The organism is Caballeronia sp. LZ019 (assembly GCF_031450825.1).
Lineage (GTDB): Bacteria > Pseudomonadota > Gammaproteobacteria > Burkholderiales > Burkholderiaceae > Caballeronia.
On sequence record NZ_JARTVZ010000002.1, the window covers coordinates 496268 to 521529 of the forward strand.

Consider the following 25262-nt stretch of genomic DNA (forward strand, 5'->3'; position numbering starts at 1 on the left):
ATTCACCATGATGATCACCGGAGAAATGCTGATCGGCGCGTCGGCCGTGCGGGGCGCCGACGCCACGCTCCGCGCGTTCGACCCCGCCCGCAACGTCGAGCTCGAACCTGTCTTCGGCGGTGGCGGCGCGGCGGAAGTTGACCGCGCGTGCGAACTTGCCGACGCCGCGTTAGATCCGTATCGGCACGCGCCGCTGGAGGCGCGCGCACAGTTTCTGGAAGCCATCGCGGACAACGTCATCGCACTGGGCGATGCGCTCATCGAGCGCGCTCAGGCGGAATCCGCGCTGCCGAAGGCGCGGCTCGAAGGCGAACGCGCCCGCACCGTCGCGCAGTTGCGGCTTTTTGCATCGCTCGTGCGGGAAGGGCGCTGGCTTTCGGCGACGCTCGATTCCGCGCAGCCGGATCGCAAGCCGCTGCCGCGTCCCGATCTGCGCTTGCAGAAGATTCCCGTCGGCCCGGTCGCCGTGTTCGGCGCGAGCAACTTTCCGCTGGCCTTTTCGGTCGCGGGCGGCGATACGGCGGCGGCGCTCGCGGCGGGCTGTCCGGTCGTCGTGAAATCGCATCTGGCGCATCTCGGCACATCGGAACTCGTGGGACGCGCGGTGCAGAAAGCAGTCGCCGACATCGGCCTGCCCGAAGGCGTGTTCTCGCTGGTCGTCGGCTCGGGCAATGCGATTGGCGAGGCGCTCGTCGCACATCCGGCGATCCGCGCGGTCGGCTTCACCGGCTCACGGCGCGGCGGTCTCGCGCTCGCGGATATCGCCGCGAAACGCCGCGAGCCGATTCCCGTTTTCGCCGAAATGAGCAGCGTGAATCCGATCTTCGCGCTGCCGGGCGCGCTCGCCACGCGCGGCGATGCGCTCGCCGCCGGCTATATCGATTCGGTTGCGCTCGGCGTCGGCCAGTTCTGCACGAATCCGGGGCTCGTGTTCGCGCTGGCGGATGCGAAACTCGACGATTTCGTCGACAACGCCACGGCCGCCCTTGAAAAAAAGGAAGCACAGACGATGCTCACGGCGGGCATCGCGGCGGCTTATGCGGATGGGATCGCGCATCGCGACGCGTCGGGCGCGCAGCGCGTCGCGACGGGCAAGGAAAGCGATGCGGCGAGCGGCGCGTTGCCGGCGCTGTATCGGGTGAGCGCGGAGCAGTTTCTCGCGACGCCGCAGCTCGCCGACGAAATCTTCGGCCCGACATCCGTGATCGTGGCGTGCGAGAGCGAGGACGAGATGATCGCGGTCGCGCGCACGCTCGAAGGCCAGTTGACCGCGACGCTGCTGATGGACAACGACGACATCGATCTGGCGCGGCGTTTAATGCCGGTGCTGGAACGCAAGGTCGGGCGGATCCTGGCGAACGGCTTTCCGACGGGCGTCGAGGTGGCGTACGCGATGGTGCACGGCGGCCCGTTCCCCGCGACGTCCGATGGGCGGTCGACATCGGTCGGCGCGATGGCGATCGAGCGGTTCCTGCGGCCCGTCTGTTACCAGGATTTGCCCGCGCCGCTGTTGCCGCGAGCGCTGGCGGACGACAACCCGCTGAACCTGTGGCGATTGAGGGATGGCGAACTGGGGCCGAACTGAGCCGGACGTATCTGCGGGAGAAGTATTTGACGTTTATTTGTGTCGCGAATAAAGTGCATTTATTCGTCACGCAGATACGCTCATGCAACAGGTCGTCGCAACGCCCGCTCAATTGGAAAAACTGCTCGCCGCCGGCCGGCGGCGCGCCGGTCTGACGCAGGCGCAGGCCGCATCGCGGCTCGGTATCAGCCAGAGCCGCGTTTCGACGCTGGAACGCAATCCCGGCGCGCTGACTCTCGATCAGTTACTCGCGATGCTCGGAGCATACGGATTACAACTCGTGGTGCAAGACCGGCCGGAACTGCCGCAAACGAGCCCGCCCGCCGAATCATGGTGACGGCTGGCCGAAAGTCGCATTCGCGGGCGTTGTCCGTCTGGGCGAATGGCGAGCGCATCGCAACCTGGCGCTTGCCGGCGCGCGGCGCGCCCGAACTTCAATATGACGCGGACTGGCTCACATCGCCGCAAGCGCGTCCGCTGTCCTTGTCGCTGCCGCTCCCGCTCGACGGCGCGCCACTGCGCGGCGGCGAAGTGCTCAATTATTTCGACAACCTGCTCCCCGACAGCGACGCGATCCGCCGCCGAATCGCGCAGCGCTTCAGCACCGACAGTGTCGACGCCTTCGATCTGTTGCGGGCGATCGGCCGCGACTGTGTCGGCGCGGTGCAGTTGCTGGGGGAAGACGAATCGCCCTTCGGCGTGCGAAGCATCGAGGGAACGCCGCTCGATGATCACGAGATCGAAATGCTGCTCGACCAGACGGCCGGCGGCGGCCTGTCCGGCGCTCACGATGACGACGACTTTCGCATTTCGCTCGCCGGCGCGCAGGAGAAGACCGCACTGCTTCGCCACGGCGATCGATGGCTGAAGCCGCACGGCGCGACGCCGACCACGCATATCCTGAAGCTGCCGCTCGGGCTCGTCGGCAACCGGCGCGCGGACCTGACGACATCCATCGAGAACGAATGGCTGTGCATGGCGATACTCCGCGCATACGGCTTGCCGGTTGCGAACTGTCACATTGCCACTTTCGGGCAGCGCCGCGTGCTCGTCGTCGAACGCTTCGACCGGAGGCTGCATGCCGGCGGCGACTGGATCGTGCGGCTGCCGCAGGAAGACTTCTGCCAGGTCGCCGGCTTGCCGCCGCACAAAAAGTACGAGCACGATGGCGGGCCGGGCGTGCTGCAGCTCGCGCGCGTGTTGCAGCAATCGGTCGATGCGCGCGGCGACATCCGAACGCTGGTGACATCGCAGATTCTTTTCTCGCTGCTTGCCGCGCCGGACGGGCACGCCAAGAACTTCAGCATCCGCCTGCTCGCGGGCGGACAATACCGGCTCACGCCGCTTTACGACGTCATGTCGATCTGGCCTGTCGAAGGCGACGGCGCGAACCAGTGGTCATGGCACAAGGCCAAACTCGCGATGGCGATTCCGGGCAAGAGCCGGCACTATGCGTTCCGCGACATCCAGCGGCGGCACTTCAACGCGATGGCCGCGCGTTGCGGTTTCGCCGACGACGCGGAGCCGATCATCGAAAGCCTCATCGAACGGACACCCGGCGCGATCGAAGAAGTCGCCGCGAAATTGCCGGGCGATTTCCCGTCGCGCGTGGCGGAACGCATTTTCGACGGCTTGCGCCGATCCGCAGCCGCGCTTGCATCCATGTCTCGTGACTGACTTCACTTTCTGCAAAGGACCGCTTCATGCCTTCATCCGATCGCCGTTACCCCGACCCCGCCATTCGCGTGCTCGATCCGCGCTTCAACGCGCTGCGCATCGCTTCGGCTTCGGTCGAATGTCTCTATCAGGGCGCGCGCTGGTCGGAAGGGCCGGTCTGGTTCGGCGATGGCCGCTACGTGCTGTGGAGCGACATCCCGAACAATCGCATTCTGCGATGGGACGAGGAGAGCGGCCAGGTCGGCGTGTTTCGCAAGCCGTCCAACAACGCGAACGGGAACACACGCGATCGCGAGGGGCGGCTTGTGACTTGCGAACACCTGACGCGGCGCGTGACACGCACCGAATACGACGGCTCCATCACGGTGCTCGCGGATCGCTTCGACGGCAAGCCGCTCAATTCACCGAACGATGTTGTCGTGAAGTCGGACGGATCGATCTGGTTCAGCGACCCCGTGTTCGGCATCGACGGCTATTACGAGGGCGAGAAGCAGGAGGCGCAACTCAAGCCGTGCGTGTATCGCGTCGATGGCCGGAGCGGCGAGATCACGAAAATGATCGATGACTTCGCCGGCCCGAACGGACTCGCGTTCTCACCGGATGAATCTGTGCTGTACGTCGTCGACTCGCGCTCGACGCCGCGCAAGATATTCGCGTTCGACGTGCTGGACGGTGGCCGCGCGCTCGGCAAGCCGCGCCTTCTGATCGACGCCGGCCCCGGCACGCCCGATGGCTTTCGCGTCGATATTCACGGCAATCTGTGGTGCGGCTGGGGCATGGGCGACGCCGAGCTCGACGGCGTGCGCGTTTTCACGCCGCAAGGCGAGGCCATCGGCCATATCGATTTGCCGGAACGATGCGCGAACGTGTGCTTCGGCGGGCGGCATCGCAACCGGCTCTTCATGGCGGCGAGTCATGGCTTGTATTCGCTGTTCGTGAATACGCAGGGATGCTGAAGCAGCGTGACGCGCTGCCTCAGTCGAGGGACGGCTCGCACCGGCTCTCGGCCGAATGCGTCATGCCCGGACGGCCCAGCGCGGTCACGCGTTGCAAGGTCACGAGACCGAGCACGGCGAGGCCCGCGCCGAGCATGAAGTCGGTTTCCACGCCCGCGCGGTTGACGATCGCGCCGCCCACTGCGGAGCCCGTTGCGATCGCCACCTGAATGATGCTGACGAACATGGCCGATCCGGCCTCCGGATAGTCCGCCGTGCCGCGCTGAATCCACACGCTGAAGCACAGCGGCAACGCGCCGAACGCGACGCCCCAGATCAGCATGGCCGCCGTCTCGCCGATGTGCGAATGTCCGAGCAGCAGCATCGATACGATTGCGCCCAGCAGCAGCACGATCATCACGGCCACGGATTTCACGAGGTGCTTCGCGACCATCGCCGACATCAGCGCGTTCGAGAAGAAGCCGATGACGCCGAAGCCGAGCAGCAGCAACGTGATCGCGTTCAGCGAGAAGTCCTGTTCGAGCAATGGCGCAATGTACGTGTACGTCGAGAAGTGCGCGCCGAAAGCGAACGCGACCATCAACATGCTGAGCCGCGCATGCGGCCTTGCAAGCAGCGCCTTGAAGTCGTGAACGCGCAGGCCGGACGCGGACGGCAGCCGCGGCACGAGCAGCGCCTGCGCGATCAGTGCGACGGCGACGAGCCCCGCGGTCGCGGCGAACGAAAGCCGCCACGACGAGAACGAGGCGATGAAGATGCCGAGCGGCACGCCGATGACCGTCGCGAACGTCACGCCCGTCAGGATGATGGCCGTGGCCTTCGCCGCGTCCCTGCCTTGCACGAGGCGCGGAGCCGCGGCCGTCGCGAGCGTCCAGAAGCCGCCGAGCGCGGCGCCGAGCATCGCGCGCCCGACGAGCATCATCGCGAAGCCGGGGGCCATCGCGCACACCACGTTCGAAACGAAGAGGACGGCGGTGAGCAGCAGGAACACATATCGACGGTCCATGCGGCCCGCGCCGATGATGAGCGTCGGCGCGAAGATCGCGGCCATCACGCCGGGCGTCGTGACCATCAGCCCCGCGATGCCGGGACTCACGCCCAGGTCGTGCGCGATCTGCGGCAACAGGCCGACCGGCAGGAATTCCGCCGTCACGAACGCGAACGCGCTGACGGCGACCGCGAGCACGGCGAGCCACTGGCGGATCGTGGTGGAAAAGTCGTCCGATGCGCCGGAGACGGTGGGCGTGTCAAGTTGCATATCGATGGAAACCGGAAAGTGCCGGCAAGGCCGCGGCCTCGCTCGTCGACAGTCGAAAAGCTGGCGCACGGCGCGTTCAGACGAAACGGCCGGCGCGAAGAAGGACACACTGTAGAAGGACGGGCGGCCGGGAAAAAGGGCGGCGCGTCGAATTGAGAATCCGGAGGACGCGAACAATCGCGCGACGCTCAAGCGCGGCTGATCTTTTCCATGATTCTTTCCGGATGCCTCGGGGCCTCGAAGCCGAATCGCTCATAAACGCCGTGTGCATCCAGCGTGACCAGCATCATTCGCCTGAGCCCTTGCAGGGCGGGATGCGCCATGATGCATTCGATCATCCACGTACCGAGGCCCCCACGCTGATGCTCGGGGAGCACGAACACATCGGCGAGATAGGCGAACGTGGCGGTGTCGGTGATGACGCGCGCATAGCCGATCTGCCGTTCGCCCCTGAAAAGCCCGAACGCGAGCGAATGCCGGGCGGCGCGCTCCACCGTCTCGCGGGCGATGCCCGGCGACCAGTACGCCGCTTCGCTCAGATAACGGTGGACGACACCGAAATCGAATGTATCGACGTCGGTGCTCACGCGGTATTCGTCACGCGTCCATTGCATGGCAGCGCTTTGCATGTTCAGTGAACTTTATAAACGCGCCCCGTTTCCGCCCCTTCGACACTGCGGCTGTATGCAAGCGCCACGCGCGCACCGCTCGCCGCTTCGAACCCGCGAAAATACGGGCCGAACGTTTCCAGCGCCTCGGTCAGAACCGTCGGACTGACCCCGTTGATGCGCAGACCGCGCGGCATCTCGATTGCCGCGCCGCGCACGAAGCCTTCGATCGCACCGTTGACGGCCGCCGCGCTCGCGCCCTGCAGGATCGGCTCGGCGCCGACGATGCCGCTCGTCAGCGTGAACGAGCCGCCATCGTTCAGATAGTCGCGGGCTGTGAGGACGAGATTGACCTGGCCCATCAGCTTGTCGTCGAGGCCGACGCGAAACTGCGCGGGCGTCATTTTCACGAGTTCGCCGAAGTGGACATGCCCCGCCGTGGCGACGATCGCATCCACGCGGCGGATGCCGTCGAAGAGACGCCTGATGCTGTCGACATCGAGCAGATTAACGCGATGCGTCCCGCGCGTCGCGCCGATCTCGATGATGTCGTGACGCGCCTGCAATTCGGCGCAAACGGCCCGGCCAACCGTGCCGGTGGCGCCGATAACGGCAATTTTCATGTGCAGCCTCGCTATGCGTTGCGGTTGAGGATCGCCACGCATTGTGCACGCGCCGCTGCGCGAAGAAAAGCCAGGCGCTTATCGAGCCTTGCGCGACGGCATCGGCGAAAGCAGGTAGAGCGAGGCGGCGAGCCGGCATGCCAGCATCGCGCCGGACAGCACGGCGGCGCTGGGGAACACGTGCCATTGCATCGCGAGCGTCGGCGCGACGAGACCGACGGATGCGAAACCGAGCGCAACCGTCAGCCAGCGCGCCCACTGCAGCCTCGACGCGACGCAGACATAGAGCAGGCCGACCAGCACGCGCGAAACGATCGATGCCGCGACCGGATGGCTCGCCGCATCGCCGGGAAAACCCATCGCGAGGGAGAGCCCCAGTTCGGCCCACGAGAGGGCGTAAGCTGCGCCGAGACACGCGAGCGCGGTGCGAAACCGTTGCTCCGCCGACGTTCGTCCGGGCGCGGCGGCGCGCGTTTCCAGCGGCGCCTGCGCGGGAGTGCCGGCAGTTGCGGCAGGGGCGTTGTAATCGTCGTATGCCTGGCTCGTGCTCATGTTGGCCTTCCTCTTCTCGTTCGATTGACGCGGTCCGTCTTCCCGATTTGTTTGCAACTACCGCCAAGCGCAATCGGTGTGCCTGGACCGCGCCGTCTGGAACGAACGTTGCTGCATTGCGTTACGACACCAACGGCTCGCCACGCGCGAGCGCACGACAAAGGAGCCGACAATGAGCAACACCAAGGAACAGAATCCCACTTCCGAGCGCGATGAAGAGATCGTCGACAAGGCAGTGGAAGACACGTTTCCGGCGAGCGACCCGCCCGCGACCGGCGGCGTGACGCGCATCGAGTCCGACGAGGAAGGCGAGAAGAAGGACAAGTAAGCGCGTTTTGGCGGACAGGCTGCGCAACAACGCGCGGCCTGTCCGCACGCCGTCACGAACGCTCGATCTCGATGAGCCGCGATGGCCGCAAGTGGTTCATCGCATAGTGCTTGCGGCCGCGCAACGTGTGGCCGCGTGCATCGCGTGCCTCGAAGCGCTGCTGCGCCTCCACTTCCGGCAGCGCAGGCGTGACCATGCCGCGATCGATCATCCGATAGCCGCGCTCCAGCGCTAGCGCAAGACCATTGCGCGCGGGACGGCTGTCGAACCCGCCGAGGCCGTCGCCCGGTTCCGGGACGGTATTGACGAGCGTCGCATTCGATGAAATCACCGAGTCCGGCTCGCGTGCGCGCATTTCTGCTTCCCGTTTGGCATGAACGTTCTTGCCATCCGTATCGACGGTGTCGTCGAGCGTCTCGTCGTTGACCACATCGATGCCGCGCGGATGCCGCGGGTGCGCCTGATTCGGCGCGGATGTGTCCGCCATCGCGCCTGCGCCGGCATGCGCTTCGCGGCCGGCTTCGGCCTTTCTTGCGTCGTCCATGCTGACATGCACGGTCTCGGTCGCGGGCGTCTTGATCGGACTCCTGGCCGCACGATCGCTTTGCTTGCCTTGCGGTTCGTTAGCTTCAGCGTTGTTCACGATGACCTCCTGCGGTTCGCACGAGTGACGATGCGCCGCTGCAAGAGCCGTTCCGGCGTGCTGACGATGTAACCGGAGCCCTTGCGCAACGGGCGCTTCATCGACGCTAAAAATTTAGCGGATTTTTTTCGACACTCGGGGGTTTCACTACCAGTATTATTTGTAGCTTGTCCGCAGCAAAGCGCAATAGGCGCAATGACGCTGCCGGACTTCGGGCAACGCCATTCGAAAGAGCAGGGCACTTTAGGACGGGTGACTCATGCAACACGATGCAGCCTTTTCCCATCGAGGCTATCTTCTCAACTGCGCCCCCGCCCGGACGGCGGACGGAAGCTATCAACCGTATGTCGTCATCTCGCGTTCGAGCGATGGCGAACTCGTGGCGAACCGTTTCTTTCCCGCTGAACTGCGCTTTCGCAGCGAGGGCGACGCCATCGCGCATGCGCGGGACTGGGCCGTGCGCTGGATCGACGCGAGCAATGTCACGGTTTGAGCAAGCGGCGTCGAATCGACAGACTCACGTGTCGAAGCGCCAACTCCGGCCTGCATCGACGCAAGGCCAGTCGAAACCGGGTACGCTTGTGGTAATTCCGCCGCGCACGTCACGGCGGCCGTTTCCATTTCATCGCTGTCGATATGCAGAACACGCCTTCGCTCAGGACTTCAATGCCACGCGAGATCGCGCCTGACTCCCTCAACGACGCGCCGCTTCACGATTCGCGCGAGTGGGGCTTGTCGCGCATCGTCGCGGAACTGCGTGAGTCGCGCGAGGAGTTGCATCGCACGCGGCATCCGCTCGGCATTCGCGAGTTGCCGTCGCGCGACGCCATTGTGAAGATCGTCAACGGTCTGCGTTCCGCGCTCTTTCCGACACATTACGGCGCGCCGGATTTGACCGACGAAAGCGTCGATTACTACGTCGGTCAGACGCTGGAAAACACGCTGCGCCTGCTGCACGAGCAGATTCGCCGCGCATTGCGCTTCCTGCCCGAGCATCGCGATACCAACGATGCCGAGCTGAACACTTATGCTTTCGGCATCGCGCGCGAATTCGGCGCGCAATTGCCGGCTATCCGCGCGCTGCTCGTCTCGGATATCAAGGCCGCTTTCACCGGCGACCCCGCCGCGCAGCACATCACCGAGATTCTGCTGTGCTATCCGGGCGTATGGGCGATGACGCATCATCGTCTCGCGCACGCGCTGCATGAGCTCGGCGTGCCGCTGCTCGCGCGCTTCATCAACGAGATCGCGCATTCGCTGACGGGCATCGACATTCACCCCGGTGCGACGATCGGTCCGAGCTTTTTCATCGACCACGGCACGGGCGTGGTGATCGGCGAGACGGCGGTCATCGGCGAGCGGGTGCGCGTTTATCAGGCGGTCACGCTCGGGGCAAAGAGCTTTCCATCGGGCAATGACGGCGTGCTCGTGAAGGGCAACGCGCGGCATCCGATCGTCGAGGACGATGTCGTGATCTATGCAGGCGCGACCATTCTTGGCCGCGTCACCATCGGCAAGGGCTCGGTGATCGGCGGCAACGTGTGGCTCACGCATAGCGTTCCGCCGGGCAGCAACGTGTCGCAAGGCAAGGTGCGCGAAGGCGCGGGAGCGGATGCGCCGCGCAACGGCATCGGCAGCGACAACGGTCACGGCGCATAAACGACGAAAGGGCCGCGAAGGCCCTTTCTCTTGCCTGCCGCGAATTGCCGCTTCAGGTATTGGTCACGCTGAACGCGCTCGATTGTCCGACGATCGCAAGAAACTCGCGCCGCGTGGAAGGATCGTCGCGGAACGATCCCAGCATGCGCGACGTCACCATCGCCACGCCCGCCTTGTGCACGCCGCGTGTCGACATGCACTGATGCGCAGCTTCCAGAATGACGCCGACGCCGAGCGGTTGCAGCACCTCGTCGAGCGTATCCGCGATTTGCGCGGTCATCTTCTCCTGAATCTGCAGGCGCTTCGCGAAAGCGTTGACAAGGCGCGCGAGCTTCGAGATGCCGACCACACGCTTGTTAGGCAGATAAGCGACATGCGCCCGTCCGATGATCGGCACCATGTGATGCTCGCAATAGCTCTCGAAGCGAATGTCCTTCAGCACGATCATTTCGTCATAACCCTGCACTTCGGAGAAGGTGCGGGCCAGGATGTCGTGCGGATTCTCCGCGTAGCCCGCGAAGAACTCTTCGTAGGAACGCACGACGCGCGCAGGCGTGTCCAGCAGGCCTTCGCGGCGGGGATCGTCGCCGGCCCAGCGCAATAGCACGCGCACCGCTGCTTCGGCTTCCTCGCGCGTCGGACGATCGGCTGAATCAGCGGGCATGTCCGAGCCGGTTAGATGATTTTTGCGCGGGCTGCTCATTGAAAACTCCTTCTGTTCGGTTTTGCGGATAGCGCCGTATATTGTTCCACGTTTTATAAGGCCTATACGCGTGTCCGGTCTTTAGGGCTTTCCATGGGCCGCCCGCGCGGGCGGCGATTACGCCGGGTTGCTCTCGACGCCGCCGAGCACCATCCACGACACGCCGAACTTGTCCTGCACCATGCCGAAGCGCTTGGCGAAGAACGTCTGGGTCATCGGCATCTGCACCTGGCCGCCGTCGCCGAGGGCGCTGAAGAACTTCTCGGCCTGCTGCTCGTCGCTGGCCGTCAGCGAGAGCGACACGCCCTTGAATTCGGGCTTGCCGCTGCACATGCCGTCCGACGCCATCAACATGGAATCGCCGATGGTGAACGCGGTGTGCATGACCTTGTCTTCCGAACCTGCCGGCATGCTGCAGCCGCTGGCCGCTTCGCTGCCGCCGTCTTTCGACGCGTCGGGATTGTCCCGGAAGCGCATCATCATCAGCACTTGCGCGCCGAGCTGTTCGCGATAGAACGTGACCGCTTCTTCACAACGGCCTTCGAAAAACAAATAGGGCTGAACTTGCATGTCTGCTCCTTGAAATGCGACTGTCAGGACTTCTCGTCCGGGTCCATGTCCATCATCAGCGGCACCGAGGCGTGTTCGTGCACCACGCGCCAGTCGCCGTCTATTCTTCTGAAACATACGGTGGCGCGAACGATGTCATCGCGCCCGCCCGCCGCCACGTGATTGAGCGAGTGCAGGAACGCGATGTCACCGCTTGCCGCGACATGCATCTCCCTGAACTCGAACGTGAACGGGCCGGCGATGCTGTCGAACCAGCGTTGCCAGTTCTCGCGATAGCGCTCCACACCCTGCATGGACGCGGGCGGTACGACATCGAACACGACGGCGTCCGCCGCGTAATGCGCGACGAGCGCAGACGCGTCTTTTGCCAGCACCGCTTGCCGCCACGCTTCTGCAATCTCGCGAATGCGCGCTTCGTCATTCATACGGTCGTTCGGAACGGACATGATGCCTCCACGCGTGACGGTATTCATACGATGCGCGCCTGCCGTGACAGACGGCTAGGGCCTGAGCGAAATTATTCTTCGCTTGTGTACACCGTCCACAAAAACTAGCAGAGATAATGGACGCTGTCCACATACGCCATCGCCCTTAGAAGCAAAATGACAATACCGAACGCGAAGAAAGCGCGAAGCACTTACAGACATGGCGACTTGCGGCGTGCATTGATCGACGCCGGGATAGAGCTTGCGCGTGAAGGCGGGCCGGATGCAATCGTGCTGCGCGAAGCGACGCGCCGTGCGGGCGTCGTGCCTAACGCGGCATATCGGCATTTCGAGAGCAGGCAGGCGTTGCTGTCGGCGGTGCGCTCGGCGGCGCTGTCGTCGGTGGCCGCGGCGATGGAAGATGAACTTGCCGCGCGCCCGAGGAAGCGTCGCCGCACCGATGCCGCGCGCGCGGGCCTGCGCGCCATCGGTGCGGGTTATCTGCGGTTCGCGCAGGAAGAGACGGGATTGTTTCGCACGGCGTTTGCCGCGCCGCAAGCGGAGTGGGCCGAGCACGATGCGCCTTATGGCGCAGGGCCGAGCGGTCTCGATCCCTTCCAGCTATTGAGCCGCGCGCTGGACGAGATGGTGGAGGCGGGCGCGCTGGAAGCGCGTCGGCGCAGGCAGGCGGAATATCTGGCGTGGAGCGCGGTGCATGGGTTCGCGCTGCTATTGATCGAAGGCCCGCTGCAAGGGCTCGGCCCCGAACAGGTCGAGCCGCTTGCAACGCGTCTTCTTGCGATGGTCGAGCAAGGCTTATGACCGCTTAACCCTTCTTTTGCGCATTGACGCTCGCCACCGGTTCAACGATGCTCAGGAGCAGCAGAAGACAGAGCAGGGATGTGCCGAACATGTAGAGGAACACGCTCGTCCAGCTATACCGATCCAGCAGCAGCCCGACCGCCAGCGGCGCGCATGCGCCACCGATCTGCCCGAGCGAATTGACGATGCCGAATGCCGTCGGATACGTGGCTTTCGTCGCCAGGCCCATCGGATAGGCGGAATATCCCGCGAAGCCGATGCCGAGCATGAGGCCGGACATGATCAGCGCCGCGCCCAGATAAGCGACGCTATCGGGTGCATCGATCAGCGCGAACATCATGATCATCGTGCCGAGCGCGCCGAGCATCATCATCGGCTTGCGGCGGCCGCCAAGCAGACGGTCCGAGATCACGCCGCCGAGCATGTTGCCCGCTACCGCGCCGATGAAAGGCGCCGACGCGAGGAAGCCCATCTTGACCGAAGCGAAGCCTTTCACGGTCACGAGATAAGTCGGGATCCACGAGATGAAGATATTGCTGATGCCGATCATGCAGCCATAGCCCAACGCTACGCCAAAGACATTCCATGAGCGGAACACCTGGCGAATGGTCTCGAGCGGAGCGACGCGCTTCGTGCGATTGATGGCGTCGAGCCAGGGCATCGGTTCGAGATGGCCGCGGCTCGCGGCTTTGACTTCGCTCTTGCCGGAGGGCGCTTCATCGAGGATATAGCGGCGTTCGGCGGGCGAACAGAAGCGGTTCTCAGTCGGCGAATTCGTCACGAGCGCCATCCACACGAACGCGAGCACGATACCCGGCACCGCGAACACATAGAAGATTTCGCGCCATCCCCAAAGCTGGATCACGATGATGCACACCGGCGGCACGATCAGCGGCCCGAGCTTCGACGCTGCGATCCAGAGGCCGGTTGCCGTGCCTTTTTCCTTAGCCGGGAACCAGCGATTGATGATGTTCGTGCAGCCGATGCCGAGCGGTCCTTCGGACAAACCCAGTCCGACGCGATACGCCTGCAGCAGAAACACCGACGATGTGGTGCCCATCAGCCCGGTGAACACCGATGTCAGGATCATGAACACCGCAAACAGAAAGCCCGTGGTCTTCTCGCTAAGCCGCTTGTAAAGCAGACCGACGGGAATCTGCACGAAGCCATAAGCAAACGAAAAGAGGCTGACGATCAGGCCGGCCTCGGTATTCGTGATGTGGTATTCCTTCTTGAGATAGGGAAGTGCAATGCCGAAATTCGCACGGTCCGCGCAAGCGATGGCCCAAATGCAGAAGATCAGGCCCATCACGATCCATCGATGACCCGTGCGCTTGCCCGCAATGGGCTCGGCCTGCACGGACGAGACAACGCCTTCAGCGTTATTCATGTGACTTCCTCCGGTTCATTCGACGCGAGGAGAACATCGCGCATGACATGAGCGCGCGTTCTTGCGAGGGGACGTGCTTTAGCAAGCAGGGCCGCTAGGGCGTGCGAATGCGGGGGAGTGCAACGGAAGTGGGAATGTGAGGCTCGATTTCACGCTGATGTCTCCGATCAGATTCAAGGCTTTTTTAGTGTTCTTGCTGCCGATGAACCGATTCTCGCGGCGGACCTGATCGCCCGTCCAATCTTTTATTGCTATTACCTGATTCCCGTATTGAATCGATAGGCCGCGCGCCGTGCGGCGCATCGAATCGTGGATCAATTGATAGCGATTTGGGATTGGACGCGCACCGGAAAAGACGACATGATCCGTCGCAATCCACCGCCAGCGGCGAACGTGACCACACGGAGACATCATCTTGAAGCCCAGCATCTTGCAACTGAATCCCATCCTCGTGCCCGCGATCAACGACACCTTGAACGCGCTTTATACGATGCATCGCCTCTTCGAGCAGGACGACAAGGAAGCGTATATCCGCGAGCATGGCGCATCGATAAGAGGCGTCATTACAGGCGGACATACGGGCATCTCGAACGACCTCATTACGAAGCTGCCCGCACTCGAAGTGATCGCGGTGAATGGCGTGGGCACGGATGCCGTCGATCTGGAATTCGCGCGCTCGCGCGGCATTCCGGTGACGGCCACCTTCGGCGCGTTGACCGAGGATGTCGCGGATCTGGCCATCGGCCTGATCATCACGGTGCTGCGCGAGATCTGCCCCGGCAACGACTTCGTCAAGGCCGGCAAGTGGCCATCGAATCCGAGCCCCGCTGCCATTCCGCTATCGCGTCGCTTTAGCGGCAAGCGCGTGGGCATCGTGGGACTGGGAAAGGTTGGCCGCGCGATTGCGCAACGCGCATCGGCGTTTGGCTGTCCCATCGCTTATACGGATATTCGCCGCATGGACGATGTCGAGCATCGCTTCGTGCCCGATCTGCTTTCGCTTGCGCGTGAAAGCGACATTCTCGTGCTGGCCGCCGCTGCGGACAAGGCGAAAGGCATCGTGAATGCAGCCGTGCTCGATGCGCTCGGCAAGGACGGCTATCTGATCAACGTTGCACGCGGCAAGCTGGTGGCCGAGCAGGATCTCGTCGATGCGCTCAAGGGCGGCGTGATTGCAGGCGCGGGTCTCGATGTGTTCGTCGATGAGCCCAATGTGCCGTCCGAATTGTTCGGCATGGATCGCGTGGTCCTGCAGGCGCATCGCGCGAGCGCGACCGTGGAGTCGCGCACGGCGATGGGCGAGATGGTGCTCGCCAGCATCGCGCAGGCGCTTGCAGGCGAGCGTCCTGAAGGCAGCCTCACGACCTGATTCGCGCAGCGGCGCGGCGCGTCGGAAAGCGCACCTATAATGGTCGGCTATACCGTCACCCGCGCCGATATCGCCGATCACGATGCTCGACCTTGGACAAGTACGTTGCTTCGTCGCGGCCGCGACGGAGCTCAACTTCAGGCGCGCCGCCGCATTGCTCAACATGACGCAGCCGCCGCTCAGCAGGCAGATTCATCTGCTCGAGGAAAACCTCGGCGTCAAGCTGTTCGAGCGCATCGGACGCGCCGTCAAGCTGACCACCGAAGGCCATGTTTTTCTTGCCGATGCAACGCGCTTGCTCAATCTCTCGGAGCAAGCGGAAAGCGCGGTGCGTCGGGCAAGCAAGGGAAAGACGGGGCGCGTGCGAATCGGCTTTACGGGCGCGGCGGGCTATGAACTGATTCCGGAATTGCTGGTTGCGGCGCGGCGCGAACTCCCGGACATCGATGTCGTGTTGCTCGAACTCATTTCGGTCGCGCAGATCGAGGCTTTTGCCGCCAATGCAATCGACCTCGGATTTCTTAGGCCGTTGCCGTCGCGTCAGAAGCTCGAATTTCAGCTCGTGGACAGAGAGCCGTTGATCGTCGCGCTGCCAGCGGGTCATGCGTTATGCGACAACGAACAGATCGCGCTCAGGCAACTCGATCATCAACCGTTCATCATGCATTCGCCGACGCACGGAAAATACTTCTACGACCGCATCATGGGCATGCTTGCAGCGGAAGAAGTGAACCCGCTTTTCACGCAATATATCGATCAAACACCGACCATTCTGTCGCTGGTTCGCGCCGGGCTAGGTCTCGGTATCCTGCCGGCATCGGCACAACGCTTCCATTACGACAACGTCGAGTTCCGCCTGATTGCAAACAACAGCGTACAGGCGGAAATGAGCATGGCGTGGCGCGTCGATCAGGACAATCCCGCCGTCACCGCGTTCAGGCTGATGGCGGCGGACCACTTCGCCAGCAAGACGCAAAGCTGATCACCTGATATTCAGCGCTTTTGCCGTCGCATCGATCGCTGCTTTCGCCCGAGCGACGATCTCGTTGACTTCGTCGTGCGTCACGACGAGCGGCGGCGATAACAGCATGCGATCGCCGCTTGCGCGCATCACGAGATTGTCGTTGAAGCTGAAGTTGCGGCACAGGGTTCCGACTTCGCCGCCGTTGTCGAATCGCTTGCGTGCAGCCGGGTCTTCTGCGAGTTGAATGCCCGCGACGAGACCTGCACCGTGAATCTCGCCGACGATCGGATGACCGCTTAGCGCCTCGCGCAACTGCTTCTGGAAATACGGTCCCGCGTCGTTCTTGACGCGTGCGACGATGCCTTCATCGCGCAATAGCTTGAGATTCGCAACCGCCACGGCCGCCGCGACCGGATGCCCTGAGTAAGTGAAGCCGTGATTGAACTCTCCGCCTTCGACGATGACATTCGCGATGCGGTCCGATAATCCGACGGCGCCCATCGGGATATAGCCGCTCGTCAGACCCTTCGCCATGGTGATGACATCGGGCTCGAATCCGAAGTGCCGATGCGCAAACCATTCACCGGTGCGTCCGAAGCCGCCGATCACTTCATCGGCGATGAAGAGAACGTCATGCTTGCGGCAGATGCGCTCGATTTCCGGCCAATAGGTCGATGACGGAAAGATCACGCCGCCCGCGCCCTGGAACGGCTCACCGATGAACGCAGCAACATTGTCCGCGCCGAGTTCGACGATCTTCGCTTCGAGCTGGCTCGCACGTTCGGCTCCGAAGGCATCGGCATCCATCTCGCCGCCTTCTCCGAACCAGTACGGCTGATCGATATGCGCGACGTGCTCCATCTTCGACGGCATCTGCTCATGCACATAAGCCATGCCGCCAAGCGTTGCGCCTGCAATCGTCGAGCCGTGATACGCGTTGCGCCGTGCAATCACGTAACGCTTGTGCGGCTTGCCTTGCAAAGCCCAGTATCGATGCACCGCGCGCAGTGCCGTATCGTTCGCCTCGGAGCCGCTGTTGCAGTAGAGAAAGCGATTGAAGCAAGCCGGGGCCAGCTGCGCGAGCATGTCCGACAGCTCGACCACCGGCGGATGCGTCGTCCTGAAGAACGTGTTGTAGTAGGGCAATGCCTGCATCTGCTCGCTCGCTGCATCGAGCAGTTCGCGTCGTCCATAGCCGACGTTGACGCACCACAGCCCCGCCATGCCATCGATGATGCGCGTGCCATCCGAGTCCCAGAGATAAACGCCATCCGCTTTCACGATGACGCGGCTGCCCGCGCCATTGAGTTCCGCCGTATCCGAGAACGGATGAATGTGATGCGCGGCATCGAGTGCGCGATAGCGCGCCGTCGAGTCGATACGATCGTTCATGTTGGCCTCCGCTCTCAGACGTGCAGCAACAAGTGCTTGCGTTCCCATGAACTGATGACACGGAAGAACGCTTCGTATTCGGTTTCCTTCAACGCCAGATAGGCGCGCACGAATTTATCGCCGAGCATGTCCGCCAACGGCTCGCAAGCGCCCATCAGGCTCAGGCCTTCGTCGAGATTGCGCGGCAGTTGAAAGGGCAGGCGATAGCCGTCGCTCGCGAGCGGCGCAGTCGGTTCGAGATGTTGCGTCATGCCGAGATAGCCCGCTGCCAGCGTTGCGGCAATCGCGAGATAAGGATTGCAATCCACGCCCGGTATGCGGTTCTCTATGCGCCGGGCTTCCGGCGAAGCATGCGGCACCCGGAAGCCGACCGTGCGATTGTCGTAACCCCATTGCACGTTGATCGGCGCTGCCATGAAGCGCGAGAGCCTGCGATAAGAATTGATATACGGGGCAAAGACAGGCATGAGTGCAGGCGTGTATTTCTGCAGTCCGGCGATATAGCTATAGAAGAGGCCAGTAGCTTCGCCATCGCGCCCGGTGAAGAGATTGCGCCCCGTCTCTTCATCGACGATGCTTTGATGCACGTGCATGGCCGAGCCCGGTTCGTTCTCCATCGGCTTGGCCATGAAGGTTGCATACATCTTGTGGCGCAACGCCGCTTCACGCACCGTGCGTTTGAAGAGAAACACACGGTCTGCAAGATCGAGCGCATCGCCGTGCAGAAAATTGATTTCCATTTGCGCTGCGCCGACTTCGTGAATCAGCGTCTCGACTTCCAGTTCCTGCACCTCGCAATACTCATAGATGTCTTCGAATAGCGGATCGAACTCGTTGACCGCATCGATCGAGTACGCCTGCCGGCCCGTTTCCGCGCGCCCCGTGCGGCCGACGGGCGGCTGCAGCGGAAGGTCGGGATCGCGATTCACATCGACAAGAAAGAATTCGAGCTCCGGCGCAACGACGGGCCGCCAGCCTTTGACCTCGAACTTCTGAAGCACTTGCCGTAACACGCGACGCGGCGAAATGGCGACCGGCGTGCCGTCGAAATGCACGCAGTCGTGAATCACCTGAGCAGTGGGATCGGCGGCCCACGGAATGAGGCGAATCGTCGTGGCATCCGGCACGCAGACCATGTCGGGATCGGTGAGGCCGGTAAAGCTCGCGTCGTCGGGATAGTCGCCGGTGACGGTCTGAATCATCACCGCTTGCGGCAGGCGCATGAATTCGCCCGATTCGAACTTGCTGCGCGGAATGATCTTGCCGCGCGCGGTGCCCGCCATGTCCGGAATGATCGCTTCAATTTCGGTGATGCGATGCTTGCGCAGGAATTCGTCTATACGTTCCATTTTCATTCTCTCTTTCCAATGCGTTTTCATTGGGCGCACTAAGCCCCGGCCTTGACGAAGCAACGGGCCGCGAAGCGTGCAGACGCGTTCGAGCCGCGCGATGGTTCGCGCGCCCGGCGGTCGTTTAAGGAAAAGCGGAGAAAGAGGCGCTACGGCAGCAGTGAAGCCACGCCGACGCAATGCACGGCGATGAACGCGCGCGTCGCGATGGCATTGCGTCGCCGCACCGAACGGCGCGACAGGATGGTGATGACCGACATGAAGCGGCAATCGGGATTGATGCCGCAGCGATCGGTAAAGGAGCGGCTTGCGCTCGTCTTAACCAGAGGGCTTTGGACTCTCACGATAATGCTCGTTTGGCGAGATTGGACTGCTTGGGGGATGTCGGCCAAGGCCGGCCAGGTCCCTTTAGCGAGCATATACGAGCCATTTACGCCGTCAAGCCGTGTTTTCCAGCGCGGGAATTTTGGTCGCGAGCAAGACTCACTGAGATTTCATCGATAATGTCGCCTCGTCGTTCTTTAGCCTTACTGGTTCTCAACGCGCCCGATGCTTGCCAATCTGCTCGTTCAACTCGTCAACGGCCTCGCCGATGCCTGTGCGCTCTTTCTCGTTGCATCGGGGCTTTCGCTGATTTTCGGCGTGACGCGGATCGTCAACTTCGCGCATGGCTCGCTGTATATGCTCGGCGTGTACGTCGCATACAGCCTGACCAGCCGTTTCGGTGCGAGCGTCGCGGGCTTCTGGGCATCGGTCGCGGGCGCGGCGGTCATCATCGGCGCGCTGGGCGCGTTGATCGAAGTCGGCGTGCTTAGACGCATCTATCGCGCGCCAGAGCTGTTTCATTTGCTTGCGACCTTCGCGCTCGTATTGGTTTTCCGCGACGCCGCGCTCTATCTGTGGGGCCCGGAAGACCTGTTCGGCCCGCGCGCGCCGCATCTCGCAGGCGCGGTTCAATTGCTCGGCCACGCGTTGCCGGCCTATAACCTCGTCCTCATCGTGACAGGCCCGCTCGTGCTTGCCGCGCTCTGGTACGCGCTGACGCGCACGCGCTGGGGCACGCTCGTGCGGGCGGCGAGCGCGGACCGTGAGATGCTCGGCGCGCTCGGCGTGAATCAGGCATGGCTCTTTACCGGCGTGTTCTTCGTCGGCGGATGTCTCGCGGGTTTGGGCGGCGCGCTGCAGGCGCCGCGCATGTCGGCCAATCTCTCGCTCGATATCGCAAGCATCGGCGATGCCTTCGTCGTCGTCGTAGTCGGGGGCATGGGCTCGATTTCCGGCGCATTCGTCGCGGCCTTGCTGATCGCGGAAATCAAGGCGCTATGCATCGGCATTGGACACGTGTCGATCATGGGCGCGGACTTCTCATTGTCGAAATTCACGCTCGTCGCCGAATTCGTCGTGATGGCGGTCGTGCTGGTGTTGCGGCCCTGGGGACTCTTCGGCCGTCCGCAAGCGATAGCGCGCTCCGCCGCGCCTGCCGACAGGCCGCTCGTGTCCGCATCGCGCCGTATGAAACTCGCGGCAGGCGTCGTCGTATTGCTTCTTGCACTTGCGCCGCTGGCAGCCGATGCGTTTCCCTATATGCCGGTGCTGCTCGTCGAGATCATGATTGCCGTGCTGTTCGCCGCAAGCCTGCATTTCATCATGGGGCCGGGCGGCATGCATTCGTTCGGACACGCAGCGTATTTCGGCCTTGGCGCGTATGGCGCGGCATTATTCCTGAAGGCATTTTCTCTGCCGATGGAAGCGGCGCTCGTTCTCGGACCCATCGTTGCGGGCCTGGGCGCGATCGTCTTCGGCTGGTTCTGCGTGCGCTTGTCCGGCGTTTATCTCGCGATGCTGACCCTCGCGTTCGCGCAGATCGTGTGGTCGGTCGTGTATCAATGGGACGCTGTGACGGGCGGCAGCAACGGTATCATCGGCTTGTGGCCATCGCCCTGGCTTTCTTCGCCTGTCGCGTTCTATTACCTGACGCTATGCGCTGCGATAGCGGGCGTATGGCTCCTGCGTCGCATGCTGTTCGCACCGCTCGGTCTCGCGATGCGCGCAGGCCGCGATTCGCCGTTGCGCTCGGAAGCAATAGGTATCGATGTGGCGCGCGTGCAGTGGGCCGCGTTCGTCGTTGCATCGCTCGTGTGCGGGCTTGCCGGTTCGCTCTACGCGTTCTCCAAGGGCAATATTTCGCCAGAGGTCGTAAGCGTCGCGCGTTCCGTCGACGGCCTCGTGATGGTCCTGCTAGGCGGCATCCAGACGCTGGCCGGGCCGATCGTCGGCGCTGCGGTGTTCACGTGGCTGCAGGACACCGTCGCGCGCCAGACCGACTATTGGCAGGCGCTGCTCGGCGCGGCCATTCTCGTGCTCGTCATCGCGTTTCCGCAGGGCATCGCGGGCTTTCTGCGCGATCGATTGCCGGAGGCGCAATGACGCTCTTGCGCATCGAACACTTATCGAAATCGTTCGATGGCGTGCGCGCCGTTGACGACGTGTCGTTCTCTCTTGAGGCGGGTCAGCTGCTTGCGCTCATCGGCCCGAACGGTGCGGGTAAATCCACATGCTTCAACATGATCAACGGGCAGCTCAAGCCGGACACGGGCTCCATTCGATTGAACAGCCAGCAGATAGCAGGCAGGCGTCCGCGCGACATATGGCGGCTCGGCGTGGGACGCACGTTTCAGATCGCGGCCACGTTCAATTCGATGACCGTGCTCGAGAACGTGCAGATGGCCTTGCTATCGCATGAACGGCGTGTATTCGATGCGTTTGCACGCATTGCATCGTGGCGCGAGAAGGAAGCAATGGCGCTGCTCGATCTCGTCGGCATGGCCGGTCATGCGCAACGCAGTTGCGCCGTGCTGGCTTATGGCGACGTCAAGCGAGCCGAACTGGCCGTTGCTTTGGCGAATCGCCCGAAGCTGCTGCTGATGGACGAGCCGACCGCCGGCATGGCGCCCGAAGAACGCAATGCGTTGATGGCGCTGACGGCGCGCCTCGCGAAAGAGCGCAACATCGGCGTGCTCTTTACCGAGCACAGCATGGACGTGGTGTTCGAATACGCGGACACGCTCATCGTTCTGGCGCGCGGCAAACTGATCGCGCAAGGCAATGTCGATGCCGTCCGCAACGACTCGCGTGTTCGCGAGGTCTATCTGGGCACGGGCGCATCGTTCAGTCCGCGTGCCGCGCTCGACGGCGGAGCTGCACGATGACGCTGCTCGAGGTCAATGCCCTCAACGCATTCTATGGCCGTGCGCAGATTCTTTTCGATGTCGCGTTCGACGTGCGGCCCGGCGAAGTCGTCGCATTGATGGGCCGTAACGGCGCGGGCAAATCGACGACGATGAAAGCCATCATGGGCCTCATACCGCGCACGACGGGCGCGATATCGTTCATGGGGGCGAGCATCGCCGGGCTGCCGCCGTATCGCATCGCGCGCATGGGGCTCGGCTATGTGCCGGAAGACCGCCGCATATTCGGCGATCTGACCGTGATGGAAAATCTCGACGCCGGCCGTCAGCCGCCACGCGAGGGCGCGCCCTCGTGGACGCCCGAGAAACTCTTTCGCGTGTTTCCGAACCTCGGCGAAATGCGCGGCCGGCGCGCGAGCCGCATGAGCGGCGGCGAGCAGCAGATGCTGACCATCTCGCGCACGCTGATGGGCAATCCGCGCGTGGTCCTGCTCGATGAGCCATCGGAGGGCGTGGCGCCGGTCATCGTCGAGCAGATGGCCGATATGATCCTCGAACTGAAGCGCGAAGGCATCGCGATTGTGTTGTCGGAGCAGAATCTCCACTTCGCGGCGCTCGTGAGCGATCGCGTCTATGTGCTCGAAAAAGGCCTGATTCGCCATGAAGGCCCGATGAATGAATTCGTGCGCGACGATGCTGCGCGTCGTGCGTACCTGGGCGTTTGAGCGTCGATGCTCGCGCTAAAGAAATATCGCTAAAGGAGAGAGTTCGATGATGACTCGTGCAGGACGATTGCTGAAGCTGAGCCTGACCGCCATTGCGGCGCTGGGCGCATTCCAGGCCCACGCGGACACCATCAAAATCGGCGAGATCAATAGTTATAAGGCGCAGCCTGCTTTCCTGATGCCGTACAAGAACGGCTGGAATCTCGCACTGGAACAGATCAATGCCGCAGGCGGCGTCAACGGAAACAAGCTGGAAGTCGTCTCTCGCGACGACAACGGCAACCCCGGCGATACCGTGCGCGTCGCGCAGGAACTCGTCGCGCGCGAACAGGTGAAACTTCTTTTTGGCGGATATCTCTCGAATACGGGTCTTGCGCTCGCTGACTACGCCAAACAGCGGCGCATGTTCTTTCTCGCAGCCGAGCCGCTGACCGACAAGATCGTCTGGCAGAACGGCAACAAGTACACGTATCGCTTGCGGCCCTCCACTTACATGCAGGTGGCGATGCTCGTGCCGGAAGCCGCGAAGCTCGGGAAGAAGCGTTGGGCGCTCGTCTATCCGAACTATGAATACGGGCAGTCGGCGGTCGCGACTTTCAAGCGCCTGCTCAAGGCCGCGCAGCCCGATGTCGAATTCGTGGCGGAGCAGGCCACGCCGCTCGGCAATGTCGATGCGGGCGCAGTCACGCAGGCCCTTGCCGATGCGAAGCCCGATGCCATCTTCAACGTGCTCTTCAGCGCGGACCTCGGCAAGTTCGTTCGCGAAGGCAACACGCGTGGCTTGTTCAAGGATCGCGCGGTGGTGTCCTTGCTGACCGGCGAGCCGGACTATCTCGACCCGCTCGGCGCAGAAGCGCCCACGGGCTGGATCGTGACGGGTTATCCGTGGTATTCGATCGATACCCCCGCGAACAAGCAGTTCGTCGCGGCCTATCAGGCGAAATATCATGACTATCCGCGCCTCGGCTCGGTCGTCGGCTATGCGGCGATGATGTCGCTCGCCAATGGCCTCAGAAAAGCAGGCAGCGCCGATGCCGACAAGCTCGCAGCCGCATTCAAGGGCTTGCCCGTCGATACGCCTTTCGGCCCGATCGTCTATCGCAGGCAGGACAATCAATCGACGATGGGCGCCTACGTCGGCGTCACCGCGCTGAAGAACGGCAAGGGCGTGATGACGAATTTCCGTTATGTCGATGGCGCAAGCGTGCAACCCTCCGACGAAGAAGTGAAGAAGCTGCGCCCGGCAGACTGATCAGTCTTTCGGAAAGGGCTTGCTGACGAACTTCGAACCGGCAAGCCCGAAACGCCACGGCACGTCCATTGCCTTGCTGATGCCGATGCGCGGCCCGCATACGATGTCGAACGCTTCTTCAGGCGGCTCGACATGAAAGGGCGCTTCCAGCAGCGACATGCCGTTGTTCCTGTGCGTGATGCCGAGCGCCTGCGCCAGGCGTCCCGGTCCCGAGCACAAGAGCTTGAGGGGTTCCAGTCCGCGCCGCTCGCGCATCGTGTCGATGCCGGTCAATGGCTCGATCGCACGAATGAGCACTCCCGCGCCGTGCCCGTCTTCGCGGCACACGAAATTGAGGCACCAGTGAATGCCGTACGACCGATAGACATAAGCGTGCGCGGGCGGCCCGAACATGACCATGTTGCGTGGCGTGGGACCGGAAAAGGTGTGCGATGCCGGGTCTTCGCGATCGTAGGCTTCGGTTTCGACGATACGGCCGCCCACGCCATCCACGGTCACGATGGCGCCGATGAGACGGCGCGCGACCTCGTCGGAGGCGGCGGAAAAATCGATGGGTGTCGGTTTAGCTTTCACACTCCGCATTCTACGGGCGAATGCCATGCTTGGCCCGCGCGCAGCACAAGGCACGCCCGTTGCTCGAAAGCCGATGCCACTCAACTTCAAGGGAGCACCGACATGCCGGAGAAGAGAACCGTGGAGCGCGCGCAGAAAGCGAAGCGCGAGGGAAAGTCACCGAGCACCCAGGCGGGCGCGTACGTGAAGGAGCAGATCGATCACATCCGCGAAGGCAAGCACGGCGCGAAATCGACGAAGCAGGCCATTGCGATCGGCTTGTCGGAGGCGCGGCGCTCGGGCGTCAAGCTGAAGGCGCCGAAGAAGGGCGAAGCGTCGGAAGGCACGCGCAAGAAGGCCGCGCAGGATACGAAGGCCGCGCATCGCAAGACGAAGAGCCCGAGCACCGAATCGAAGAAGAAGCGTTCGGAGACGTCGACGCGCGTGCTGAAGCGCGAGAGCACGAAGGCGGCTTCGCACAAGTCGCTGTCGAAGCAGGCGCATGCCAGCGCGAGCCGCCGTTCCGCCGCCGATCGCTCGGCGTCCGCGAAGAAGGGCTGGGAGACGCGGCGCGCGCATGCGGCGGGGAAGAAGTCCGCGTCAGGCGCGCGGCACGCATCGCGTTGATGACGCGTCGATAAGCGGGACTCGCGCGAGTCCCGCTTATCGCTT

General features: G+C 63.1%; 28 protein-coding genes. 15 read left to right on the forward strand and 13 right to left on the reverse strand.

The window, feature by feature from the left end; genetic code table 11:
• The first annotated feature begins 7 nt into the window (after positions 1-7).
• The 4 genes from P9255_RS05240 (at position 8) to P9255_RS05255 (ending at position 4218) form a co-directional block, all read left to right on the forward strand.
• Complete coding sequence (locus P9255_RS05240; protein ID WP_309789218.1) at positions 8-1585, forward strand: aldehyde dehydrogenase (NADP(+)); 1578 nt, start codon at positions 8-10, stop codon at positions 1583-1585.
• Positions 1586-1667: 82 nt separating this feature from the next.
• A complete protein-coding gene (locus P9255_RS05245; protein ID WP_309765857.1) occupies positions 1668-1922 on the forward strand; it encodes a helix-turn-helix transcriptional regulator in 255 nt (84 codons plus the stop codon).
• A complete protein-coding gene (locus P9255_RS05250) occupies positions 1916-3262 on the forward strand; it encodes a type II toxin-antitoxin system HipA family toxin (RefSeq protein WP_309789219.1) in 1347 nt (448 codons plus the stop codon). The genes P9255_RS05245 and P9255_RS05250 overlap by 7 nt, the downstream gene beginning before the upstream one ends.
• A gap of 26 nt (positions 3263-3288) precedes the next feature.
• Positions 3289-4218 (forward strand): SMP-30/gluconolactonase/LRE family protein, encoded by a 930-nt coding sequence (locus tag P9255_RS05255; protein ID WP_309765858.1) that lies wholly within the window; start codon positions 3289-3291, stop codon positions 4216-4218.
• 19 nt (positions 4219-4237) lie between these two features.
• Here P9255_RS05255 and P9255_RS05260 read toward each other — a convergent pair whose 3' ends face one another.
• From P9255_RS05260 to P9255_RS05275, 4 genes are all read right to left on the reverse strand, one after another.
• A complete protein-coding gene (locus tag P9255_RS05260; RefSeq protein WP_309789220.1) occupies positions 4238-5476 on the reverse strand; it encodes an MFS transporter in 1239 nt (412 codons plus the stop codon).
• A gap of 188 nt (positions 5477-5664) precedes the next feature.
• Entirely contained in the window at positions 5665-6090 is a 426-nt protein-coding gene (locus tag P9255_RS05265; RefSeq protein ID WP_309765860.1) for a GNAT family N-acetyltransferase, read from the reverse strand.
• Between the two features lie 17 nt (positions 6091-6107).
• Complete coding sequence (locus P9255_RS05270; RefSeq protein WP_404980256.1) at positions 6108-6749, reverse strand: short chain dehydrogenase; 642 nt, start codon at positions 6747-6749, stop codon at positions 6108-6110.
• 36 nt (positions 6750-6785) lie between these two features.
• Positions 6786-7259, reverse strand: a complete 474-nt coding sequence (locus tag P9255_RS05275) for a hypothetical protein (RefSeq protein ID WP_309765862.1) — start codon at positions 7257-7259, stop codon at positions 6786-6788.
• 172 nt (positions 7260-7431) lie between these two features.
• Here P9255_RS05275 and P9255_RS05280 point away from each other — a divergent pair, with 172 nt between their 5' ends.
• Complete coding sequence (locus P9255_RS05280; protein WP_309765863.1) at positions 7432-7587, forward strand: hypothetical protein; 156 nt, start codon at positions 7432-7434, stop codon at positions 7585-7587.
• A gap of 52 nt (positions 7588-7639) precedes the next feature.
• Here P9255_RS05280 and P9255_RS05285 read toward each other — a convergent pair whose 3' ends face one another.
• Positions 7640-8230 carry a DUF3005 domain-containing protein gene (locus P9255_RS05285; protein WP_309765864.1) on the reverse strand — a complete coding sequence of 197 codons (591 nt, stop codon included), beginning with the start codon at positions 8228-8230 and terminating at the stop codon, positions 7640-7642.
• A 259-nt stretch (positions 8231-8489) separates the two neighbouring features.
• Between P9255_RS05285 and P9255_RS05290 the strand changes: the two genes are divergently transcribed.
• Entirely contained in the window at positions 8490-8723 is a 234-nt protein-coding gene (locus P9255_RS05290; protein ID WP_309765865.1) for a hypothetical protein, read from the forward strand.
• Positions 8724-8896: 173 nt separating this feature from the next.
• Positions 8897-9889 carry a serine O-acetyltransferase EpsC gene (gene epsC, locus P9255_RS05295; protein ID WP_309765866.1) on the forward strand — a complete coding sequence of 331 codons (993 nt, stop codon included), beginning with the start codon at positions 8897-8899 and terminating at the stop codon, positions 9887-9889.
• Between the two features lie 52 nt (positions 9890-9941).
• Here the strand turns inward: epsC and folE are convergent, their stop codons facing one another.
• The 3 genes from folE to P9255_RS05310 form a co-directional block, all read right to left on the reverse strand.
• The gene (gene folE / locus P9255_RS05300; protein ID WP_309789221.1) at positions 9942-10592 is read right to left on the reverse strand and encodes a GTP cyclohydrolase I FolE; all 651 of its coding nucleotides are present in this window, start codon (positions 10590-10592) and stop codon (positions 9942-9944) included.
• A gap of 117 nt (positions 10593-10709) precedes the next feature.
• Positions 10710-11162: a VOC family protein gene (locus P9255_RS05305; protein ID WP_309765868.1), complete on the reverse strand. Its 453-nt coding sequence runs from the start codon at positions 11160-11162 to the stop codon at positions 10710-10712.
• Between the two features lie 23 nt (positions 11163-11185).
• Positions 11186-11608, reverse strand: a complete 423-nt coding sequence (locus P9255_RS05310; protein ID WP_309765869.1) for a nuclear transport factor 2 family protein — start codon at positions 11606-11608, stop codon at positions 11186-11188.
• A 156-nt stretch (positions 11609-11764) separates the two neighbouring features.
• Between P9255_RS05310 and P9255_RS05315 the strand changes: the two genes are divergently transcribed.
• The gene (locus tag P9255_RS05315) at positions 11765-12409 is read left to right on the forward strand and encodes a TetR/AcrR family transcriptional regulator (RefSeq protein ID WP_309765870.1); all 645 of its coding nucleotides are present in this window, start codon (positions 11765-11767) and stop codon (positions 12407-12409) included.
• A 4-nt stretch (positions 12410-12413) separates the two neighbouring features.
• On the opposite strand, the gene P9255_RS05320 is transcribed toward P9255_RS05315, so the two are convergent.
• Entirely contained in the window at positions 12414-13799 is a 1386-nt protein-coding gene (locus P9255_RS05320) for an MFS transporter (RefSeq protein WP_309765871.1), read from the reverse strand.
• A 415-nt stretch (positions 13800-14214) separates the two neighbouring features.
• On the opposite strand from P9255_RS05320, the gene P9255_RS05325 reads away from it, so the two are divergent.
• Positions 14215-15168 carry a 2-hydroxyacid dehydrogenase gene (locus P9255_RS05325; RefSeq protein WP_309765872.1) on the forward strand — a complete coding sequence of 318 codons (954 nt, stop codon included), beginning with the start codon at positions 14215-14217 and terminating at the stop codon, positions 15166-15168.
• Between the two features lie 82 nt (positions 15169-15250).
• Positions 15251-16150, forward strand: a complete 900-nt coding sequence (locus P9255_RS05330; RefSeq protein WP_309765873.1) for a LysR substrate-binding domain-containing protein — start codon at positions 15251-15253, stop codon at positions 16148-16150.
• Here the strand turns inward: P9255_RS05330 and P9255_RS05335 are convergent, their stop codons facing one another.
• The 3 genes from P9255_RS05335 to P9255_RS05345 all read right to left on the reverse strand — a co-directional run bounded on the left by P9255_RS05335 (position 16151) and on the right by P9255_RS05345 (position 19217).
• On the reverse strand, positions 16151-17524 hold the full coding sequence (locus tag P9255_RS05335) for an aspartate aminotransferase family protein (protein WP_309789222.1): 1374 nt from the start codon (positions 17522-17524) through the stop codon (positions 16151-16153).
• A gap of 14 nt (positions 17525-17538) precedes the next feature.
• Positions 17539-18873: a glutamine synthetase family protein gene (locus P9255_RS05340; protein ID WP_309765875.1), complete on the reverse strand. Its 1335-nt coding sequence runs from the start codon at positions 18871-18873 to the stop codon at positions 17539-17541.
• Between the two features lie 149 nt (positions 18874-19022).
• Complete coding sequence (locus tag P9255_RS05345) at positions 19023-19217, reverse strand: hypothetical protein (RefSeq protein WP_309789223.1); 195 nt, start codon at positions 19215-19217, stop codon at positions 19023-19025.
• A gap of 205 nt (positions 19218-19422) precedes the next feature.
• Here P9255_RS05345 and P9255_RS05350 point away from each other — a divergent pair, with 205 nt between their 5' ends.
• The 4 genes from P9255_RS05350 to P9255_RS05365 are packed head-to-tail and all read left to right on the forward strand — an operon-like array spanning position 19423 to position 24038.
• Complete coding sequence (locus P9255_RS05350; RefSeq protein ID WP_309789224.1) at positions 19423-21300, forward strand: ABC transporter permease; 1878 nt, start codon at positions 19423-19425, stop codon at positions 21298-21300.
• On the forward strand, positions 21297-22082 hold the full coding sequence (locus tag P9255_RS05355; RefSeq protein WP_309765879.1) for an ABC transporter ATP-binding protein: 786 nt from the start codon (positions 21297-21299) through the stop codon (positions 22080-22082). The genes P9255_RS05350 and P9255_RS05355 overlap by 4 nt, the downstream gene beginning before the upstream one ends.
• Complete coding sequence (locus P9255_RS05360) at positions 22079-22786, forward strand: ABC transporter ATP-binding protein (protein ID WP_309765881.1); 708 nt, start codon at positions 22079-22081, stop codon at positions 22784-22786. The genes P9255_RS05355 and P9255_RS05360 overlap by 4 nt, the downstream gene beginning before the upstream one ends.
• A 46-nt stretch (positions 22787-22832) precedes the next feature.
• Positions 22833-24038, forward strand: a complete 1206-nt coding sequence (locus tag P9255_RS05365; RefSeq protein WP_309765882.1) for an ABC transporter substrate-binding protein — start codon at positions 22833-22835, stop codon at positions 24036-24038.
• On the opposite strand, the gene P9255_RS05370 is transcribed toward P9255_RS05365, so the two are convergent.
• The gene (locus P9255_RS05370) at positions 24039-24620 is read right to left on the reverse strand and encodes a DNA-3-methyladenine glycosylase (RefSeq protein WP_404980257.1); all 582 of its coding nucleotides are present in this window, start codon (positions 24618-24620) and stop codon (positions 24039-24041) included. It abuts the gene before it with no gap.
• A 93-nt stretch (positions 24621-24713) separates the two neighbouring features.
• Here P9255_RS05370 and P9255_RS05375 point away from each other — a divergent pair, with 93 nt between their 5' ends.
• Positions 24714-25217, forward strand: coding sequence for a DUF6496 domain-containing protein (locus P9255_RS05375; RefSeq protein WP_309765885.1), 504 nt, complete (start codon positions 24714-24716; stop codon positions 25215-25217).
• The last annotated feature ends 45 nt before the right edge of the window (positions 25218-25262 follow it).

Excerpts from the sequence above, each read along its gene's own strand:
- P9255_RS05270 (WP_404980256.1), bottom strand. The coding sequence starts at position 6,749 with ATGCGTGGCGATCCTCAACCGCAACGCATAGCGAGGCTGCACATGAAA.
- P9255_RS05320 (WP_309765871.1), bottom strand. The coding sequence starts at position 13,799 with ATGAATAACGCTGAAGGCGTTGTCTCGTCCGTGCAGGCCGAGCCCATT.
- P9255_RS05375 (WP_309765885.1), top strand. The coding sequence starts at position 24,714 with ATGCCGGAGAAGAGAACCGTGGAGCGCGCGCAGAAAGCGAAGCGCGAG.
- P9255_RS05315 (WP_309765870.1), top strand. The coding sequence starts at position 11,765 with ATGACAATACCGAACGCGAAGAAAGCGCGAAGCACTTACAGACATGGC.
- P9255_RS05280 (WP_309765863.1), top strand. The coding sequence starts at position 7,432 with ATGAGCAACACCAAGGAACAGAATCCCACTTCCGAGCGCGATGAAGAG.
- P9255_RS05335 (WP_309789222.1), bottom strand. The coding sequence starts at position 17,524 with ATGAACGATCGTATCGACTCGACGGCGCGCTATCGCGCACTCGATGCC.
- P9255_RS05370 (WP_404980257.1), bottom strand. The coding sequence starts at position 24,620 with ATGCGGAGTGTGAAAGCTAAACCGACACCCATCGATTTTTCCGCCGCC.
- P9255_RS05365 (WP_309765882.1), top strand. The coding sequence starts at position 22,833 with ATGATGACTCGTGCAGGACGATTGCTGAAGCTGAGCCTGACCGCCATT.
- P9255_RS05240 (WP_309789218.1), top strand. The coding sequence starts at position 8 with ATGATGATCACCGGAGAAATGCTGATCGGCGCGTCGGCCGTGCGGGGC.
- epsC (WP_309765866.1), top strand. The coding sequence starts at position 8,897 with ATGCCACGCGAGATCGCGCCTGACTCCCTCAACGACGCGCCGCTTCAC.
- P9255_RS05355 (WP_309765879.1), top strand. The coding sequence starts at position 21,297 with ATGACGCTCTTGCGCATCGAACACTTATCGAAATCGTTCGATGGCGTG.
- P9255_RS05360 (WP_309765881.1), top strand. The coding sequence starts at position 22,079 with ATGACGCTGCTCGAGGTCAATGCCCTCAACGCATTCTATGGCCGTGCG.
- P9255_RS05305 (WP_309765868.1), bottom strand. The coding sequence starts at position 11,162 with ATGCAAGTTCAGCCCTATTTGTTTTTCGAAGGCCGTTGTGAAGAAGCG.
- P9255_RS05350 (WP_309789224.1), top strand. The coding sequence starts at position 19,423 with ATGCTTGCCAATCTGCTCGTTCAACTCGTCAACGGCCTCGCCGATGCC.
- P9255_RS05260 (WP_309789220.1), bottom strand. The coding sequence starts at position 5,476 with ATGCAACTTGACACGCCCACCGTCTCCGGCGCATCGGACGACTTTTCC.
- P9255_RS05310 (WP_309765869.1), bottom strand. The coding sequence starts at position 11,608 with ATGTCCGTTCCGAACGACCGTATGAATGACGAAGCGCGCATTCGCGAG.
- P9255_RS05250 (WP_309789219.1), top strand. The coding sequence starts at position 1,916 with ATGGTGACGGCTGGCCGAAAGTCGCATTCGCGGGCGTTGTCCGTCTGG.
- P9255_RS05340 (WP_309765875.1), bottom strand. The coding sequence starts at position 18,873 with ATGGAACGTATAGACGAATTCCTGCGCAAGCATCGCATCACCGAAATT.
- P9255_RS05330 (WP_309765873.1), top strand. The coding sequence starts at position 15,251 with ATGCTCGACCTTGGACAAGTACGTTGCTTCGTCGCGGCCGCGACGGAG.
- P9255_RS05275 (WP_309765862.1), bottom strand. The coding sequence starts at position 7,259 with ATGAGCACGAGCCAGGCATACGACGATTACAACGCCCCTGCCGCAACT.
- P9255_RS05290 (WP_309765865.1), top strand. The coding sequence starts at position 8,490 with ATGCAACACGATGCAGCCTTTTCCCATCGAGGCTATCTTCTCAACTGC.
- folE (WP_309789221.1), bottom strand. The coding sequence starts at position 10,592 with ATGAGCAGCCCGCGCAAAAATCATCTAACCGGCTCGGACATGCCCGCT.
- P9255_RS05245 (WP_309765857.1), top strand. The coding sequence starts at position 1,668 with ATGCAACAGGTCGTCGCAACGCCCGCTCAATTGGAAAAACTGCTCGCC.
- P9255_RS05265 (WP_309765860.1), bottom strand. The coding sequence starts at position 6,090 with ATGCAATGGACGCGTGACGAATACCGCGTGAGCACCGACGTCGATACA.
- P9255_RS05255 (WP_309765858.1), top strand. The coding sequence starts at position 3,289 with ATGCCTTCATCCGATCGCCGTTACCCCGACCCCGCCATTCGCGTGCTC.